The sequence below is a fragment of the Psychrobacter sp. CX21 genome (genome assembly GCF_057396255.1).
Genome location: NZ_JBXYJG010000007.1, coordinates 48,537 through 66,494 on the forward strand (window position 1 = coordinate 48,537; position 17,958 = coordinate 66,494).

At 39.9% G+C, this 17,958-nt stretch carries 17 protein-coding genes and 1 tRNA gene; 8 read left to right on the forward strand and 10 right to left on the reverse strand.

Annotation, left to right across the window (positions count from 1 at the left end):
* Positions 1 to 59: 59 nt before the first annotated feature.
* A complete protein-coding gene (locus tag AC2SLP_RS05750; RefSeq protein WP_486535691.1) occupies positions 60 to 992 on the reverse strand; it encodes a pirin family protein in 933 nt (310 codons plus the stop codon).
* A gap of 165 nt (positions 993 to 1,157) precedes the next feature.
* Positions 1,158 to 1,877 carry a pirin family protein gene (locus AC2SLP_RS05755; protein WP_486535692.1) on the reverse strand — a complete coding sequence of 240 codons (720 nt, stop codon included), beginning with the start codon at positions 1,875 to 1,877 and terminating at the stop codon, positions 1,158 to 1,160.
* A 299-nt stretch (positions 1,878 to 2,176) separates the two neighbouring features.
* On the opposite strand from AC2SLP_RS05755, the gene AC2SLP_RS05760 reads away from it, so the two are divergent.
* The gene (locus AC2SLP_RS05760; protein ID WP_486535693.1) at positions 2,177 to 2,503 is read left to right on the forward strand and encodes a GNAT family N-acetyltransferase; all 327 of its coding nucleotides are present in this window, start codon (positions 2,177 to 2,179) and stop codon (positions 2,501 to 2,503) included.
* 167 nt (positions 2,504 to 2,670) lie between these two features.
* Here the strand turns inward: AC2SLP_RS05760 and AC2SLP_RS05765 are convergent, their stop codons facing one another.
* On the reverse strand, positions 2,671 to 3,216 hold the full coding sequence (locus AC2SLP_RS05765) for an NADPH-dependent FMN reductase (protein ID WP_486535694.1): 546 nt from the start codon (positions 3,214 to 3,216) through the stop codon (positions 2,671 to 2,673).
* 307 nt (positions 3,217 to 3,523) lie between these two features.
* On the reverse strand, positions 3,524 to 3,925 hold the full coding sequence (locus AC2SLP_RS05770; protein WP_486535695.1) for a DoxX family protein: 402 nt from the start codon (positions 3,923 to 3,925) through the stop codon (positions 3,524 to 3,526).
* 374 nt (positions 3,926 to 4,299) lie between these two features.
* On the opposite strand from AC2SLP_RS05770, the gene AC2SLP_RS05775 reads away from it, so the two are divergent.
* Positions 4,300 to 5,235, forward strand: coding sequence for a LysR family transcriptional regulator (locus AC2SLP_RS05775; protein ID WP_486535696.1), 936 nt, complete (start codon positions 4,300 to 4,302; stop codon positions 5,233 to 5,235).
* Between the two features lie 387 nt (positions 5,236 to 5,622).
* On the opposite strand, the gene AC2SLP_RS05780 is transcribed toward AC2SLP_RS05775, so the two are convergent.
* Complete coding sequence (locus AC2SLP_RS05780; protein ID WP_486535697.1) at positions 5,623 to 6,912, reverse strand: iron-containing alcohol dehydrogenase; 1,290 nt, start codon at positions 6,910 to 6,912, stop codon at positions 5,623 to 5,625.
* A 371-nt stretch (positions 6,913 to 7,283) separates the two neighbouring features.
* Positions 7,284 to 7,374 (reverse strand) — tRNA-Ser (locus AC2SLP_RS05785).
* A gap of 431 nt (positions 7,375 to 7,805) precedes the next feature.
* On the opposite strand from AC2SLP_RS05785, the gene AC2SLP_RS05790 reads away from it, so the two are divergent.
* The 3 genes from AC2SLP_RS05790 to AC2SLP_RS05800 all read left to right on the forward strand — a co-directional run bounded on the left by AC2SLP_RS05790 (position 7,806) and on the right by AC2SLP_RS05800 (position 9,763).
* The gene (locus AC2SLP_RS05790) at positions 7,806 to 8,666 is read left to right on the forward strand and encodes a DNA/RNA non-specific endonuclease (protein ID WP_486535698.1); all 861 of its coding nucleotides are present in this window, start codon (positions 7,806 to 7,808) and stop codon (positions 8,664 to 8,666) included.
* Between the two features lie 110 nt (positions 8,667 to 8,776).
* A complete protein-coding gene (locus tag AC2SLP_RS05795; protein ID WP_486535699.1) occupies positions 8,777 to 9,085 on the forward strand; it encodes a hypothetical protein in 309 nt (102 codons plus the stop codon).
* 294 nt (positions 9,086 to 9,379) lie between these two features.
* A complete protein-coding gene (locus tag AC2SLP_RS05800) occupies positions 9,380 to 9,763 on the forward strand; it encodes a DUF2147 domain-containing protein (protein ID WP_486535700.1) in 384 nt (127 codons plus the stop codon).
* 282 nt (positions 9,764 to 10,045) lie between these two features.
* Here AC2SLP_RS05800 and AC2SLP_RS05805 read toward each other — a convergent pair whose 3' ends face one another.
* Positions 10,046 to 12,322, reverse strand: a complete 2,277-nt coding sequence (locus AC2SLP_RS05805) for a neutral/alkaline non-lysosomal ceramidase N-terminal domain-containing protein (RefSeq protein ID WP_486535701.1) — start codon at positions 12,320 to 12,322, stop codon at positions 10,046 to 10,048.
* A gap of 263 nt (positions 12,323 to 12,585) precedes the next feature.
* Between AC2SLP_RS05805 and AC2SLP_RS05810 the strand changes: the two genes are divergently transcribed.
* Entirely contained in the window at positions 12,586 to 13,203 is a 618-nt protein-coding gene (locus AC2SLP_RS05810) for a YchJ family protein (protein ID WP_486535702.1), read from the forward strand.
* A 134-nt stretch (positions 13,204 to 13,337) separates the two neighbouring features.
* Here AC2SLP_RS05810 and AC2SLP_RS05815 read toward each other — a convergent pair whose 3' ends face one another.
* The 3 genes from AC2SLP_RS05815 to AC2SLP_RS05825 form a co-directional block, all read right to left on the reverse strand.
* Positions 13,338 to 14,264 (reverse strand): class II glutamine amidotransferase, encoded by a 927-nt coding sequence (locus AC2SLP_RS05815; protein WP_486535703.1) that lies wholly within the window; start codon positions 14,262 to 14,264, stop codon positions 13,338 to 13,340.
* Positions 14,265 to 14,354: 90 nt separating this feature from the next.
* Positions 14,355 to 14,615, reverse strand: coding sequence for a hypothetical protein (locus tag AC2SLP_RS05820; protein WP_486535704.1), 261 nt, complete (start codon positions 14,613 to 14,615; stop codon positions 14,355 to 14,357).
* 158 nt (positions 14,616 to 14,773) lie between these two features.
* Positions 14,774 to 16,066 (reverse strand): homoserine kinase, encoded by a 1,293-nt coding sequence (locus AC2SLP_RS05825; RefSeq protein WP_486535705.1) that lies wholly within the window; start codon positions 16,064 to 16,066, stop codon positions 14,774 to 14,776.
* A 414-nt stretch (positions 16,067 to 16,480) separates the two neighbouring features.
* Between AC2SLP_RS05825 and hisF the strand changes: the two genes are divergently transcribed.
* On the forward strand, positions 16,481 to 17,251 hold the full coding sequence (hisF, locus tag AC2SLP_RS05830) for an imidazole glycerol phosphate synthase subunit HisF (protein ID WP_486535706.1): 771 nt from the start codon (positions 16,481 to 16,483) through the stop codon (positions 17,249 to 17,251).
* 173 nt (positions 17,252 to 17,424) lie between these two features.
* Entirely contained in the window at positions 17,425 to 17,949 is a 525-nt protein-coding gene (gene ribH, locus AC2SLP_RS05835) for a 6,7-dimethyl-8-ribityllumazine synthase (RefSeq protein ID WP_486535708.1), read from the forward strand.
* Positions 17,950 to 17,958: the final 9 nt, after the last annotated feature.

Genomic DNA, 17,958 nt, shown 5'->3' on the forward strand with positions numbered 1-17,958 from the left:
ATTATAATTTTGTAAGCTTAGCTAACCTTAATGTATATAAGTTAAGCTCTGCTTACAAATTATTCTTTAAAACCTTCAGGTAGATCGGGTGCGGTTAAGCGTCTTAATTCTGAATCAACATTACCAAAGCGGGGATGATTGTTGTTCCAATCCTCAATGGCCTGTTCAATATCTTGCTTATTATCAGAAACAAAGTTCCACCATAGTAGTACTTTATGATTGAGAGGTTCGCCGCCAACAAGCATAAAACGAGTGCCTTTTTTACCACGCACTGTCACAGAGGTCGTCTCTGTCACCTCATCGAAACGAATCAACTGATTTTGCTCGTACTGAGCACCTTGGTATTCGATGCCCTCTATCACCATCAATATACCGTACTCCATACCCGGCTCTAAGGTTAGCGTCACTTCAGTGTCTTCGATTAAATTAACATCGACACCGACCATTTTGGAGTATTGAATTGTAGGCGCTTCATAACGCTCACCAGTAGGGGTGGTATAGCTACCTGTGGTTAATACAAACTCAGCATGTTGAGACTGCCAGCTTGGCAGCTTTGGATAATGATGAAAACCACGTTCAATCTTTTGATCTAATGGCAGTGCAATCCATAATTGAACCATGTTTATAGCGCGCTCCGCATCCTGAGAGCCGCCTGTATCTGGAAAGACACTTTGTTCAGTATGACTGATACCTTGATCTGGGCCAGTACCTGCTGTCATAACGTTGACTTGATTTTTTGAGATCAGTTGTTCATTCCCCAAACTATCTTTATGCAGCACTTCACCTTCAATCATCCAACTAAACGTTTGTAAGTTGATATGCGGGTGACGTCCTACTTGCATACCGTCATCGCCTTCTGCAAATTGAGCAGGGCCGGCATGATCCATAAAACACCACGCACCAATCGGACGTTTACCTTTATTTGGCAACAATCTAGCAATGGGAATACCACCTACATCGGCCAGTCGGGGTTCTAAAACTTTAGAAATCATAGGTCACCTCGGTTTCTTTTATTTTATATTATAGCTACGTTCTAATTAAGCTATGTTCTAGTTAGACATATTCTAAATAGATATGTTTTAGGTTTTGAATAGTATGCCTATAACAATAGTATGCTTCAAAGCCATGCTATTCATGATGAATGTTTGTAGTAGACTCTAGTTATATTCTTTCATAGGAATATCCATGACTAAGACTTGGGCATTTTCTAGAACATCCATAGTAAAGTTTTTAGTATTTGAAATCCCAAGCCCATCTCGTCCATCTAAGGTTTGTCCATTGATAACAACTTTACCTGAGATTACAAAGACATAAGCGCCATTTGAAGGCGTTTGAATACGATAAGTAGTCGTAATATCTTTATCGAATTCGCCAATATTAAACCAGGCATTTTGATGAATCCAAACCCCACTATCCTCTGGGTTGGATGACAATACTTGATTAAAAGTATTGCGCTTTAATAGTGCTACCAAACTGGTTTGCTGATAGCGTGGCTCAACATTCATCTTGTTGGGTTCGACCCATATTTGTAAAAACTTAACAGGGTTGTCAGAGTCGCCGTTCATTTCAGAATGTACAACGCCGCTACCTGCCGACATAACCTGAATATCGCCAGTTTCGATAGTCCCTGTATTACCAAGACTATCGTTATGCACTAATGTGCCTTGTAAGGGGATACTAATAATTTCCATGTTACGATGCGAGTGATCGCCAAAGCCCATACTCCCCTCAACATAATCATCATTGATGACACGTAGAGCTCCAAACCCGACGCGCTTTGCGTCATAGTAATCACCAAAACTAAAGGTATGCTTACTTTTAAGCCATCCGAAGTCTGCACCGCCTCTTGTATTTGCCGCATGATAAACGGTCTTCATAAACATCACCTTTTTATATTTTTATTATAGTTTTTAAATGTTTAAACGTTTCAATCTATTAAAACCAATCACTATAAACTGGATATATACAGTTATAAACACTGAAAGCTATTGCTCAAGATAGCTCTACATGGCTTTACAATAGTTCGACACTTGCTTATAGTTGATTATTGCGTTGATTGTCGTTTTAGTTTGCAATTAGCAAATAACACCACATAAATAACACCAAATAAATAAAACCAAATAAATAACACCAAATAAATATCACTAAAAAACCTAATAATTAATAAGGAACCGCCATGTCTGATAATTCTAAATTAAATTATAATGTTATCGATAATAAAGAAGCCAAACGTTTCGAAATTCATATTGACGGCCATGTGGCTTTCGAAGATTACGAATACTTCACCACAAGCGATGGTGAGCCTGGTATCGCTTACGTACATACAGAGGTACCTAAAGAGCTTGGTGGTCAAGGTATTGCAGGTTATTTAGTCAAGCATATTCTTGACGATGCCGCTGATAAAAATTTGCGAGTTAAACCAACGTGTCCGTATGTAAAAGCCTATATTGATAAGCACCCTGAATATCAAGACAATTCAGTATTTCACAACGCAAAGCCATAAATTTAGACCAACTACTAAGTTCTAAATGTGCAAGTATTTAAGTTACTAACTTCTAGTTGCTGACTTATACAAAGTTCTTAATGTCATGAATAAGCTGATGTCATTAAGAACTTGCTGTTATTAGCATTGTCATTAGGTGTAGACACTAAGCATCGTTATTAATCAAATTAGGGTTCGATAAATTCAGCCACCGCCTGTGCAAACCTATTCAAATACTTCTGAGTTCGTTCACTCGTCACCTCACCTTCATCCAAGCTTTTTGTGGCACTGCTTAAATATACCTCTGGTGCAATCATAACGTTAGCTGCTAACGAATGAAGGGATTTACGAACATCCAATCCACTGCTACGTCCTCCAAAGGAGCTAGGTGATGCAGTCGCTATGGCGACTTTTTTATCTTGCCATACGCCCTCACCATAGGGACGTGAACCAATATCGATGATGTTTTTAAGCGCAGCTGGGATAGTGCGATTATGCTCGGGTGTTACAATAAGTACAGCATCAGCGGTTTTTAGCTGCTGGCGAACCCTATCGTAACTGTCAATTTGACGATCATCGAAATCTTGATTGTAGACAGGTAAATCAGAGATATTAACGTCATCTACTTCAATGTGTTCAGGTAGCTGAGATACGATGTACTCTGCAAATATACGGTTGATAGAGGCTTGTCGCAGACTACCAATGATAAGAGCGAGCGTCAGTTTATTACTCATAACAACTCCTTGTAAATCTGAAGTGGATGATCTTTTTGTAAATTACGAAATCTATAATATAAAACTCTAAAATACGAAAAGATTCAGTGAGCGTAGACAGCACTCGAAGTGCGCAAATATATGTCTTACTATATAGCAGACCGACGCATTACATAGGTAGTATCTACAAAAATAGGCGAGATAACACCATATCTATACAGATTAGGGTCTAATATATATAGACCCTAACTGTGTATAGCTGAATGTATTTCAACTTATAGCTTTTGCTCAAGATGCTTTCATTTAAAAATCACATTTCAAAGCGATCTTATACGCGGCGATGTTCAGTATGAGTACCTTCATCAATTGAGTAAGCACCTGGACCATGAGCAACGATCATTAGGAAACCACCAGCGATTGCTAAGTTTTTCATAAAGTTCATCATCTCATTTTGATCACCAAAGTTTGAGTGGAAGATCAGCGCAGAAACGATATTAAAGCCAGCTAGTAAGAAAGCAACGATGCGCGCTTTAAAACCGAATAAAATTGCTAAACCGCCTAACAGCTCAGTGATAATGACTAAAGGTAATAAGAATCCTGGTACACCCATTGATTCCATATAGCCTTGAGTACCAGCGTAGCCTATAATTTTATTAAATCCTGAAAAAATAAAGATAGCAACGAGTAAAAAACGGCCAACCGGTGCACTAAGATTAGTAATAGTATTCATAAGTAATTCCTTTAAAAAAGTATTAAGCTTAGGTTTTATTGAAAGTGGGTCTATTTTAATTGTTGTCGTATTAAGAGTAAATATAAAAAAATACAAATTATAGTTCTCTTTTTTAGAACAATTCGTATTTGATCTACTTAGCAAGTCTCTCAATAGCGCTACCAATGTGTAGCGCTATCGCTCGATATCTTCTAATGAATACCTGATCGTAAATATGACTTTAGGCACCTCTACAGTATGGAATGTGTTGTTATACTTAACGAAGCGTATTTATTTATATCTTAAGTTTACTGGAGGTTACGACTTAAAAGTAGTTAAGAATTGTGCTAAACCTTCACCAAAACGTCTAACCAGCCATAAAAAGGAATAAGGCCATGGGACAATTAGAAGACATGTCACTATTCATACGTATAGTGGATTCGGGCAGTATTACCAATGCCGCTGATCAATTGAATATTGCAAAATCAGCGGTAAGCCGTCGCCTTAAAGAGCTTGAGAACCGATTAGGCGCTCAACTACTTAATCGAACCACACGACTATCGACGCTGACAGAGGCAGGACAACAGTATTATCATCAGTCGCATAAAATACTCAGCGAAGTAGCGATGTTAAATGAGGACATAACCGGTTCTAAAACTCATGTCGAAGGTACCTTGCGAATAACAGCACCGTTATCATTTGGACTTATGCATCTGAGTAATATTTTGCATGCCTATTCACTACAGCATCCTAAATTAGGTTTCGAGATTGATTTTTCTGATAAGCATGTTGATCTGATTGAACAAGGTTATGAAATGGCGGTACGCATAGGCGAACTTGAGGATTCAAGCTATCAAGCTAAGCGCTTAATCCCCATTCGTTTTGTGCTCTGCGCCAGTCCTGAATACATCGAAAAACATGGCAAGCCTACTACCATTGAAGCATTGAGTGAGCATTATTTTCTACAATATGGATTGAGGCGTAATGATGAAATAGTACTGACAGACGATAGCAATAAAACAGTTAGAATCAAGACTCAATCTAAAATCAAAGCCAATAATGGGGATTTTTTACTAGATATGGCCCGAAAAGGACACGGAATAGTCTATACACCAACCTTTATAGCTTATGGGGGATTATTAAGTGGCGAGCTGGTATCGTTGCTGCCTGAATATCGATTACCCCAAGTAAACGCGTATGCAGTATACCCTAAGAGCCGATTCTTATCGCAGCGCTGTCGCCGCTTAATAGACTTTATTATTGAAAAGATTGGGGATGATCCTTACTGGGATCGGCAATTGGTCGACAGGGGTATTATCGGGCAGTTTTAATCTGTTGTTCAGATACTGGTTTTTAAATACTCGTTTGCATTTACTTGTTAATAGTCATTCGTTAACAGTTGCTCGTTAACCAGCACTACAGGGTATATATACGTCTATAAAGGCGTAGATATAGTCGGCGAACTTATAAAGAGTCATGGTGTTAACCTCGTTAAGCCTACCCTAGTAGTACTTGCACTCGGTTGCCTTGTGACTACTTTAAAGTTCTTTGACTATATAATGAACGTCCATGTTATAAAAGGCAAAAATATAGCCCATCACAGGGCTATATCATCTCAAACTATAAAATCAAAACAGGCAATAAAATCAAAACAGGCAATAAAGTCCTTTTATCTACTTATATCAGGATCATACCCTTGATAACCGTCTGTATTTATTCTAGCGATTGCTCGCAGCTTCACTATCGGCTTTTATCTTATTTAAAACTTCAATAATTTGTTTTCTATTCAAATAGAGGGGGACAGCGTAGGTATCGCTCACTTCTTTTGCCGCCCCTTTTGCCATTTTCTTAAAGTCTTTCTCATTCATGCCTTTAACAGTAGGATCAATGTTTAGATCCTTAATAAGCTTACGTACCTGTTCGATAAGATGATCGGCTAATTCGTCATCAGACGCAGATGCATCGCCCGTCTCTAAAATGCTTGCTTTTTTGGCTAGGCTAGCAAGGCGCTCTTTGCAATCATCACGGTTAACATCAAGAATGTAGGGCAGTACGATAGCGTTGGCACGGCCATGCGGGATACTATACATTGCACCCAGTTGGTGGGCGATCGCATGCACGTATCCTAAGCCTGCCTTATTAAAGGCAATACCACCATAATGCGCGGCTATCCCCATCTCTTCGCGTGCTTTAAGGTTAGACCCGTCTTTATAAGCCAAAGGCAAATACTGCATGACCGTTCGTGTCGCTGATGCCGCATAATAATCGGTTTCGCTACTGGCGTTTGCGCTCATCCACGCTTCTAAAGCATGGGTCAACACATCGATACCCGTATCCGCGGTAATGTGTGGCGGCATTCCTTCCATGATTTTAGGATCAACGGCTGACGCCAAAGGCACCATTCGTGGATCAATAGACAGCGATTTTTGATGGGTTTTATCATCTGAAATAACTGCGCCTAGCGTGGCTTCAGATCCAGTACCAGCGGTCGTTGGAATACAATACAGCGGCATACACTTAGAGGCTTTAAGTAATCCCATAAGCTTTTTGGGCTTGCGCTTGGTTGCCTGCGCCATGGCGATGACTTTGGAGGCATCGATTACTGAGCCGCCACCCATAGCCAATATCGAATCACATTGATTATCTACCGAGTGCTTTAAACCTGCTTCTACTACACTAAATGTTGGGTCTGGCGTAATACCATCAAATAAATGGTAGCCTATATTTTGCTCATCAAGATAAGTGGTGACCTTGTTGGGGATACCTAATTTATTTAATACCGCATCAGTGACGATCAATATATTGGTTGCCCCTTCATTTATCATAAGGTCGCATAGCTCATAGCAAGATTGCTCACCGATAAACAGCTGTGGTCTTGGAATAGGGACTACCAGCGAAAAGGCATGAAACGCCGTGGCGCGCGTTTTAGCAATTGCAAGATAACCTGCGTGTTGTATATTAGAAGGTGAAAAAGAGCTAAGAGCAGAGATCGCATTGTTCGCGGGCATGAAAAAAATCCTTTTAAAAAGAGAGATAATGATGTCCTTAAATATATAGTGCCTAGATTTACAGAGCCTAGATTTTAAGAGCATAAGTAAACAGTGCTTAAACGTTATTCTTGTTTGTAGCACATTGGCCATATTTATAGCAACAGCATAGGGCAAATCTCATACCTATATGACAAATATAGTGATAGAGAACCATCGACTAAATTAATCGTTATAGTGTATGCAGAACTTAACAAGATCCTAAAGCGGTGCTAAAAATATTAATTTAAACAGACCCTAATATAAAGCTGGGCACTATTGACAGTATTGTGCCAGTATATCAATAAGATAGGAAGAGGAAGAACTGAACTGATAAGGAGAAATATAAAATATGGCGGTGAAGGAGGGATTCGAACCCTCGATACGCTATTAACGTATACACACTTTCCAGGCGTGCGCTTTCGACCACTCAGCCACTTCACCGTTTTGGGGCGTATAGTATAACCAAAGCCAATTAAAAAGTCATCAAAATCACCATATTTAATGAGATATCTATCTCCTACCTCTCCCATACCTCTCTCCCATACCTCTATTTGATGCCTAAATCTCTAATTGGGCGACACTCAATAACGTTTAGTAAGTAATTACTCTTTACTCACTTACAAGTCGTTGATAGCATAGGCGCTCTTTATGCAAATGATTAAAAATTTCTATAGACAACAAAGGTTTATATTAATAAAGAAATAGGGTTGATCTATAAAAATCATCAGTTTAGGAGTAGAGCGATTAGTCCATTTTTTTTAAGTCATCTAAAGGTACAAAAGGTATGTTTAGAGTCAAGTCAATTTACCAATATGAATAAGTGGCCTACTCAGATGAGTCATAACCTGTTGATAGGGATGGTAAAGATAATAATGGCTTTGCTTGCTATCGTACTGTCGATATCTGCAAGGTCCGCAGATTTTAATGGTTGTCCTGAAAATTTTTATCAGCAACAGCCGCCTGATTACTTAGATAGCAAGCTTATACAAGATACAGTGCCCCTTTGCTTTAATGGTTTTGCGACTTTGTATTCGGGGGTGTCACGCACGCCGCTGTGGTCTGCTGAGCATTTAACACTTCAGCGCTTAAATAATGCCGAAGAAATACCGCGTGATGACAGCTTTCATTATGAAAGCCGCATACCAGAACGTATGCGTGCGCATTTATCAGACTATCGGGGATCAGGCTATGATCGCGGGCATCTTGCACCTAATGCAGATATGGCAAATGAGAAACAGCAGTATGACAGTTTTAGCCTTGCTAATATCATTCCACAAGCACCAGATAACAACCGCTATGTCTGGAAAAACTTAGAATCTGTAACTCGCTATTTCACTAAAAAATATGGCGAAGTATATGTGGTGACAGGGGTGGTTTTTAGAGGCGATAAGCTGTCGCAAATCAATGGTAGAGTTCTGGTACCTAGCCATACCTTTAAAGCTTTATACATTCCTAAGACTGGTGAAGCAAGCGCCTATTATGCACCAAACGATGACACCAAAAGAGTGGAAGTGATTAGCATCGATGAACTGGCCTTACGTTCAGGTATAGATCCTTTTCCGCAGATTTCCTCTATTTCTAAATCTAATAGGGTAGAGTTGCCAACGATGGTGGATGATATAACGGGTAGCAGTTCTCAAAGTGACTCTCAAGACAACAATGAGGAGCCTTTATGGTATCTTATACTTATTGAGATTCTTCGCTGGCTAGTCAATAATTTCTTATCCAAATAATGTTGTCCCAAAATTGGAATAATTCGCCGTTAAATTTTAAACTTTTATTGCCCGTAATTTAAACGCCTAAATAGAGCACTATAAAATAAACTGCCATGAAAGAAAATGCCATGAAAGAAAATGCTATGAAAACGCCCTTTGACCCATTTCATAACGATCACCAAAGTATGCAAGTGGGAGAATTGATTATTGAAAATCAGTTGGATAAGGTAATTATTTATGGGGATATCGATATAAAAATGTCCCAAGAAGGGCTTGAGCAGGCGCTTAAACTTCAGACTGTGCTAAATGATATTGTAGCAAACCTTAATCAAGCCAGCTTAAAGAATGACCTTTTAAATTCTGAGTCAGTAGTAAGTGAGTCGGTAGAAAGGATAGAGACGCAATCTAGCAAGAAAGTAGACAATCCTTTTTCATAATGCCAACCATAATTTCATAAATCTGTAACACAGTATAGATTTAGCACTTTATTTTATTGTACTCTTGTATATAATTGGTACTGAGAGTTATTAAATAAGAGTTATTAAATAAAAGTCATGAAGTATTAGATATTTCTTTATTTTATTTATTGTCCTTCTTAGATTTAAATGCATTGCTTATAATGCATTAAGATTAAGATGTGAACAGTATATAGAGTCAAACTCTTTTTCTTGATGGTTATATCAAGTATTATGTTTTACCAAGCAAACTTATTTTTCGAAAGGAATCGTTATATGAAATTATTAAATCAATCACTAATCGCAGTATCAGCATTAGGTCTAGCCACAGTTGCAATGGCAGCAGATCCATTAGCAAATACAACTTGGCAAACTTATGACGATGGCGAGCCTAAAGCTCTAATTAAAATCACTGAATCTGGCGGTGCATTAACCGGTAAGATTATTTCAACTGTTCGTCCTGAAGGAAAAAAATTCGTAGGTCGTACAGTTATATCAGGTCTTAAAGCTGATGGTGGTGGTAAATATAGTGGTGGTAAAATCACTGATCCTGAAAATGGCAAAACTTATCGCTTAACCGCTAATTTAAATGGTAGCACCTTAAATTTAAAAGGTCATTTAGGTCCATTCTCACGCAGCCAAGTGTGGAAAAAGAAATAAAGTATTTTCTAATTAATATCATAAAAAAGTAGACCATAAGCAATATCCGTCTATATAAAGAATATAATAGATAGAAAGTAGCTAAAAAGAAGCCAGATACACTGTATCTGGCTTTTTTTCTATGTAGGCTTATATCTTCTAGTCTTTTGTATCATAACGCCACACTACTAAATACTAAAGGTCGGTACCTTTACTCTCAAACATATAAGAATAGGTGTGAGGCACGACAATTGTGCAAGTCTATAAATGGCCCTAGCAAATGCTTAAGAGACCATGAACGCTTTAATTACTTACGATAAAGGGGTTTGAATAACCGGTGTACGGGTTAATAGAGTGGTTCCAGCCGTTCTTCCAGTCGCCACTGTGCACCAATCGATAAGTACCTGCTGGAGTATCTGCATCAATACGCCAGTCGACAGTGACTTTACTATAAGAGACACCCTCTCGTTCCCAAATGTAGCTGGTGTCAAAGTCGCTATCTGTTAGATAATCAACCCACTGACCATTGACATCGCGCTGCACTTTTAAGAAGGTGTCACCCGTTCGTAGGTTGTTTTTAGGATGCGCGCCACGGAAGACCGCACTTGCTGTTTCACCAACCATGTATTGATCATTGGGTGCATTTAGTACTTGTCCCCACTGTTGCCACATAGGCTTGTCATCAAATAAAACCCCAGCGCGTTCTAAAAAAGTTGATCCAGAACGGTCAGGGGGAGAGGTTAAGTCATATACAGGTCGGTCATCACGCATAGCAGAGGCCAATTGCGTATATTCTTGCAAATATGCGCCTGTTTGATAGGGGCCAAATTCAGTTGACGCCCCCTCATAGTGTTGTATCGCAAACTCTTCGCGTGTACTTAAGTAGCCACTATAGTTATTGGCTAACCCATTTACGATGACGGTATCAACGCCGTCATCTTGAAGCTTTGCAAGCACAGCCGCTCGTAATCTGCGTCCTACCATAGTCGTCGGCTCACCTGGAATAGCAACAATTGCCAAATTGCCCATTCGCATTAACTGGACTGGCTGACGCGTTTCTATCCATCCCCAGTCGCCTGTGGGTAAGAACACGCCCTTTTCTTCTTGGCAGTCGGTTTGCTTGCCTAGTAATGGCACAATACCAAAGATAGTACGAATTAAACCACCCTCTACCGAAGGATCTATCTGATTTGAGTTTCCATTAATGCCCACACTCTGGGTCGTCATACCTTCATAGATACCAGGGATGTATGTGGGTCCATTTTCGCCACCAGCTGCAAATGAATAACCGCGTGCTGGGGTACATAACGTCTTGTAACCGGCCCCTTGCGTAAAGGTAGAATCGACCTGATAACCTTCTAAATCAACCCAGCGAGCGCGAACATCAACCGGACCTGACACGGGCTCACCTTGATGCCATAATTCGACTGCTTTATCGAGCTGATATTGACCATCACGCTCAACGTTCTCACGCTCATTGTTACTGCCCTCATATCCGGGTGCAGAATAGGCATTACCACCTACTGCGATAACGTCTCCTTCATCCGCATTTGGAAATGCGGCAACAAAAGGTGCCTCTTCAGAAGCATCAGCGCCTAATAATTTGGTAGCACCTTGCTGCGCAAAGCCTTTATTGTCCGCGCTTAATTGCATAAACTTATTGCTAAAGCTTGTGGGGTGAATAGCAAACCAGTTGATGAGCCCTAGCGGTGTACCATCTACAGCATTCAATCGTAATTGAGTCATGGTTTCATTAACATTACTATCAAAATTGGCGGCATCTTTATTATTGTTATAAGCTACTTCGGATCGATTTAAGGTAACGCCCGCAAGCTCGCCTTGTGCTAATGTAAGATACCCAGGCTGCATTTGATTGTGCGCTGTTTGAATAGACGCCACTATGCCATCTACAATAACGTTGAAGTTTTGAGTACTATAGCCCATGCTTGAATCGTCTTGACTAGCAATTTGATACAGCTGTTGATGCGAATAGCCGGAGTTACCAACATGCGTGTGCGTCGCCGTTAGCATCACATTGTCATCGTTATAAAGCCCGCCATATATGGCAGCAAGCTTTTTGATAACCTCTAACTTTACAGCCGAAAACATCGCTCCCATATCTGCCGATACATAGACCACACGCGAGGTGTCATATTTTGAGTTACTAGTCTCTGATGTGGCATCTGCAATAATAAAGGCATGCGAGTATAGTCTGTCGTTAATGCCCTCTACGGTTTGACTAGCAGCATAACCGAACATACCCGTTTCAGCGGCAGCGCCCGTAATGTCAGCTTTGCCTGCGCCAACCATATACTGCTGCTCTGTATTGGTGCTATACGCAGTATTTGCAGGATTGATATCAGCGCTTGAAAGTGGATCTGTCGATACTTCATTATTGAAAAGACTATGGACCAAACTAAAAAAAGTTGGCTCACTGTCGTTTTGAACCTCTGATTCTGAGGATTCATCAGACTTAGAGGTTTCAGGGTCGCTCAGTGCGGTGTAACCCAAAGCCAATGAAGCGGTGAATAGGGATGTATATAGAATAGAGAGCTTGGTAGTCATGGGGGGTAGTAGCATATGGTTATCCTTAACCTATTTAATAAAAGGTTCACATACAGAATCCGCTGTATGCGATAAAGAGGTGTTGCTGTAGTATGGCTATCTCCTTTTAGCCATCTGCTTTTTAATATAGCCTAAATCCATATTAATAAATAAGTTTTTTTTATTTTTATTTAAATAACTCTTATTAATTTTATCAATGCATAGTTGAATGCACCACTTCTTGAATTTGTGATATTTTAATTAAATAGTATCTTTTCGCAATAGCTAAGGTAAGTTATATGTTTATAGACTGTTGTCCTTGTCGTCTTAATCCAAATACCCTCAACAACCCAGCTGGTCTAGTTGGTTTGGCTAAATCGGTTGATGCTCAACAGGTAGAGAAGGCCTATCAAGACTGCTGTCAACCGCTGCATCAAGGGATAAAACTTGCCGATAGTAGTGAAGCTTTAATGCGCTCACGCTATTGTGCGTTCGTACTCGTATTACCAGATTATATAGTAAAAACCACAGTGCCAGCTCAGCAGCCTTATTTGAATAAAGACGCCATAAAGGACTGGGCTGAACAAACACCCTGGGCTGGGTTACACATCGTTGAACATAACCCCAAAGTCAGCAAACGCCATGCTCAAGTTGAGTTTAAGGCGTACTACAAGGATATGGCAGCGTTAGAGGAATCAGATCTGTCAGCTCATCACGAACGTTCTACGTTTGGTAGTATGAAAGAGAATAGCGGACCTAGACCAGCGCTATTAAAAACAGATCAGTCAGCAACTATAGTAACGAGTAAACGCTGGTATTTTATAGACCCTACAACTTCTTTAATAATAACTCAAAAGCAGCCTTGCTTTTGTGGTTCGGGAGAGAAGTTCAAACGCTGCTGCGGTCAGTTTCTATAAAACATTCTCCTAAGCATCATCAAAAGCATTTCTAAAGAATTAAAGAAAAGTCATTAAAAGGATAAGCTAGTTACAAATGAGCTAGTTGATGTTTAGCTATTAAATGAATAGCTACTATACTAAATTATATATGGCTACAGACTTGCGCCCACCTCTTTAGCAATGGCGATACCTTCTTCAATAGTTAGATATTTACGCAGACTAGGGGTGTCTCTAAAAATAATATCTCCATCTCGAAAAACCAAACATTCATTGACAGCCAATTGTTGCCAGTCTTCGTTTTTCGTCAGCGGTACAGTCACTATGATGGTCACCTTGTCTTTATCTGTGGTAACGTCACCAAAATTGATAGAAAGCTCATCATCGGCAAGTTTTGCTTCCCCAAAAGGCGCCTTACGTGTTAAATAAAATAACAAAGAATTGGCATAAGCCAGTTGCCAGTCGCCATTAGATATTAGGCAATTAAATAATCCATTAGCCGCTAAATAACGACATTGAGTCGTTAAAAACTTAAACAGTTCTTCATCTGAGGGACGCTGCTTATACATCGACTTTAAACGATTGATCAAATAACAAAAAGCTATCTCAGAGTCCGTAGTCCCAACGGGGCGACAGTGCTCACTATTTCCATTATTTTGCAGGCGCTGACAGCGTTTGATGAATGTTTCATTCATTTGACCATTGTGAGCAAACACCCATTGTTCACCCCAAACTTCACGTACGAAGGGATGGGTGTTGGCTAGACAGTTATTGCCTTGAGTGGCCTTGCGGATATGAGCCACCACATTTAAAGCCTTGATAGGGTAGTTTTTGATGAGTTCTGCGACTGGAGATTCAAAGCTGGGCTTATCATCGTGAAACACTCTTAGCCCTCGGCCAAGATTCTGAGCTGAGTTTTGATTTAAGCCTTGATTGGTACCAACACAGGCGCTGGGTTCAAAAAAAGCAATACCAAAGCCATCACTATGATGGTCAGTATTCCCCCCTCTGTTGTGGAATCCAGTAAAACTAAACCCAATATCTGTGGGCGTATTGGCATTCATACCTAATAATTGACACATTTAAACTATACCGCCTTATTTATTGTCTTCACTGTCTTTGATATCTTGATCTAGAATTGATTCCTGTTCCACGTCGGTTTGCGACTCCATTTATAAATCAGTTTCAGAATCAGTTTCAATATAAATTTCTAAGTCATTTTCTATATCAATGTTATCTAAAATACGTTTGGCTTGCAGTAAATCTTGCTTTTGTACCCAAAGCACAGCGCCTGAGTTCATACCGGGTATGGCACTCAATGCTTGTAGAGAAACCTTAATACCATTGTTCTTCAGCAGGTTTGCATGAAGCTCACCTTGAATATTGGTATCGTAGCTAATCAGTTTGTGCCAATCATTGACTTTATTACTCATAGCAGTTCCTTTTAAGTAAACTTTCAAATGGACTTTGTTTAGTGCTTTTTAGGTTACCGTGATAGGAATAATTATATAAGTCAGGCTGTTTCACGTGAAACAAGTTATTCATCCTATAACTTAAACAAAACCCAATCAAAGCCTAACCACCATTAATCCTAATATACACTAAACCCTGATGACCAATTAATTTGATCTAAAAGATAGGCATCAATGTGAAATCCATTTGGATAGTCTCTAAACCCATCCTGATTACTTAGTTGCTCAATAGCCGCTTTTGCCTGATTTTCAGTAGAAAATACACCAATGAGTTTAAAGTCTTCAATATCGTTATTTCTGTCATCTTCCTTATAGCGGGCGTGCTCTAACACATAAACCGTCTGCTGGCTATTACGCAGTCTTTCTACCTCACCCCAATGATAAGCTGCTAAGCGTTTCATCAAGTCGGGGTTTTTCACCATAATGCTATCGCCAGTACGACCTTGCTCACGATTATAATGAATTACATTGAGGCGCAGTAACCAAAAAGTCACCGCCGCCATCGCTAACATCACCGGCAAAGCTTGATGCTCAGCCTCAGTTAATTCACGTGTACTTTGGTAGCCTTCAATGAAAGCTTGCTTTTTTTCGGTGTCAAAGTTAACCGACTCTCCATCATTAGCATCGCCCCAAGTGGTACAAAAATCATTAATAGTAATGGCGATATCCATCACATAATGCTCCATACTAACTTCTGTGAAGTCTAATAAGCCGGTTAATTCTTCGTTATCTTTTTTTAAATGCCATAAAGTATTGTCGGCAAACATATCAAGGTGACATAGCCCTTTTGGCAGTGTATCTAAGGGTAGCTCATCGTATTGTTGCCAAATATCTTGCATCAGTTTGGCTTCATCAGCGGGCATGAACTGTATTTCTCGGTCACGCACCTGATCCCACGGATACAAAGGAACGCCATACTTCTCAGCAGGAGTTAAACTCTGTAATGTATTATGCAAAGTGGCCAATGCTTGACCCATAGTATGGCACATGGATACGGATGTCTCTTTGGGATGAGTTCCAGACAGACAAGGCACTAAGGTGATGGCTTTATTTTCATACTGAATTAAGTAGTTAGGATTTTGCTGATTCTGACTCTTATTATGATGGTTTTCGTGGAATTGTGAATCTGATGAATTTGTCTTGGGCAAATGTGTGGCCAAGGGTGCTGCCACTGGAAGTTGACCTTTTAATTTATTTAAAATAGTAGCCATTTTGGCAATATCTTCTGGCGGGCGCTCTTCAAATAAGGTAAAGACGTAAGAATACTCACCTTCAGCATCGTCTGAGGTTTGGATAAACCAATTAGAGTTTTTAATACCTTGAGTAATGGGGATGGCCTTAACAAATGAAACGCCAAAAGCTTGACAAAAAGCAGTAAATTGATCTTCTGATAGGTGAGTATAAACGGACATGAATTTCTCTTAGATGGTTTTCGATAGGAATGGAAATGGGTTGCTAATCATAGGATGATAATAACGCTATATTCTCATTATAGTTTAAAGCAAACAAGTTTAGTGATACAAACTAATAATACGGCATAAACAAGGCACTTAACTTAAAAGATTTAATTACTATAGGACTAATTTTATTTATATAGATTTTTTCTGCTAAGGTTCTAATCAATTTCGTCTCCGCTTAAGATAGTTTTAAAGGGTAATAGTAATTTTATACATATTATTTATAGCATTAATCTGCATAGGAAAAATTTATGAGTAGATTTTTGCTAAAATGATAAGTGTACTAAACGTAAGTCTATACAAAACTACTGGGTAGCATTTAGTTGGGTAGCATTTAGACTGTAAAATTAAATTAATAAGGCAAAAACCATGTTAGCGAAAAGAATAATTCCGTGTTTGGATGTCGATAATGGCCGAGTAGTAAAAGGCGTCCAGTTTGTGGATATTAAAGACGCGGGGGATCCAGTTGAAGTTGCGCGTCGTTATAACGAACAAGGGGCAGATGAGATTACTTTCTTGGATATTACTGCGACTCACCATGGGCGTGATACGACTTATGACATGGTTGAACGCATTGCTGAGACGGTGTTTGTACCGTTGACTGTTGGTGGTGGTGTGCGCAAGATTGAAGACATTCGTAATCTTTTAAACGCAGGCGCGGACAAGGTGGCGATTAATTCAGCCGCTGTATTTACCCCAGAGTTCGTCGGTGAAGCTGCGGCTAAGTTTGGTAGCCAGTGTATCGTAGTCGCTATCGACGCCAAAAGGGTAGCTGACGTGGGCGGCATGCCGAGGTGGGAGATTTTCACCCATGGGGGACGTAAACCAACCGGTATCGACGCGGTGGCATGGTCTGAGAAAATGGCAGCATTGGGCGCAGGTGAGTTATTGGTCACCTCAATGGATGGTGATGGCACCAAACAAGGTTATGACTTAGAGCTCATGAAAACCATTACCGGACGAGTCAATATTCCAGTAATAGCGTCGGGCGGTGTGGGCAACTTGCAGCATTTAGCTGATGGGGTACTAGAAGGCGGTGCAGACGCGGTACTTGCTGCTAGTATTTTTCACTTTGGTGAATATACCGTTGCTGAAGCAAAACAGTTTATGACTGAGCAAGGTATTGAAATGCGTTTATAAGGGTATAAAAACTACTAATAAGATGAAGGGGTTTAAATAGGTTAGATTTCAAACCGAGTTAACCTGATTAATACCAATGATTGTCCCTAAAACCGTCTATAAAACTAAAACCAACTATAAAAAATGTTATTATAGCGGTAATTTTATTTTATCAGTCAGATTAGGATGCCGTTATGCAAGATTTACAAAAAGAACGTGAAGCCATCACTCATATCGAAGGCAATTTGTATCAGAATAAAAAAACCCGTATCGGTATCGTCGTGGGTCGTTTTAATGCGTTTGTGGTTGAGTCATTAGTTGAGGGTGCTATCGATACATTATTACGTCACGGCGTCTCTGGCAGCAATATCAGTGTCATTCGTGTCCCAGGTGCCTTTGAGTTACCCTTAGCAGCCCAGCGCGCTGCAGAGTCTGACCGTTTTGATGCGATTGTGGCTTTAGGTGCAGTAATTCGGGGTAGTACGCCGCATTTTGATATTGTCGCTGGCAGTTCAGCCAATGGCTTAGGCAGCGTTTCAATGGATTATAATATTCCGGTTATTAATGGCATTATCACTACCGATAGTATAGAGCAAGCCATTGAGCGCTCAGGTACTAAAGCAGGTAATAAAGGTGCTGAGGCAGCCTTAGTTGCCTTAGAGATGGTGGCAGTACTTTCTCAACTTGACGTTAATTATGAAGAAGAAGACGAAGACTAATCACCCATA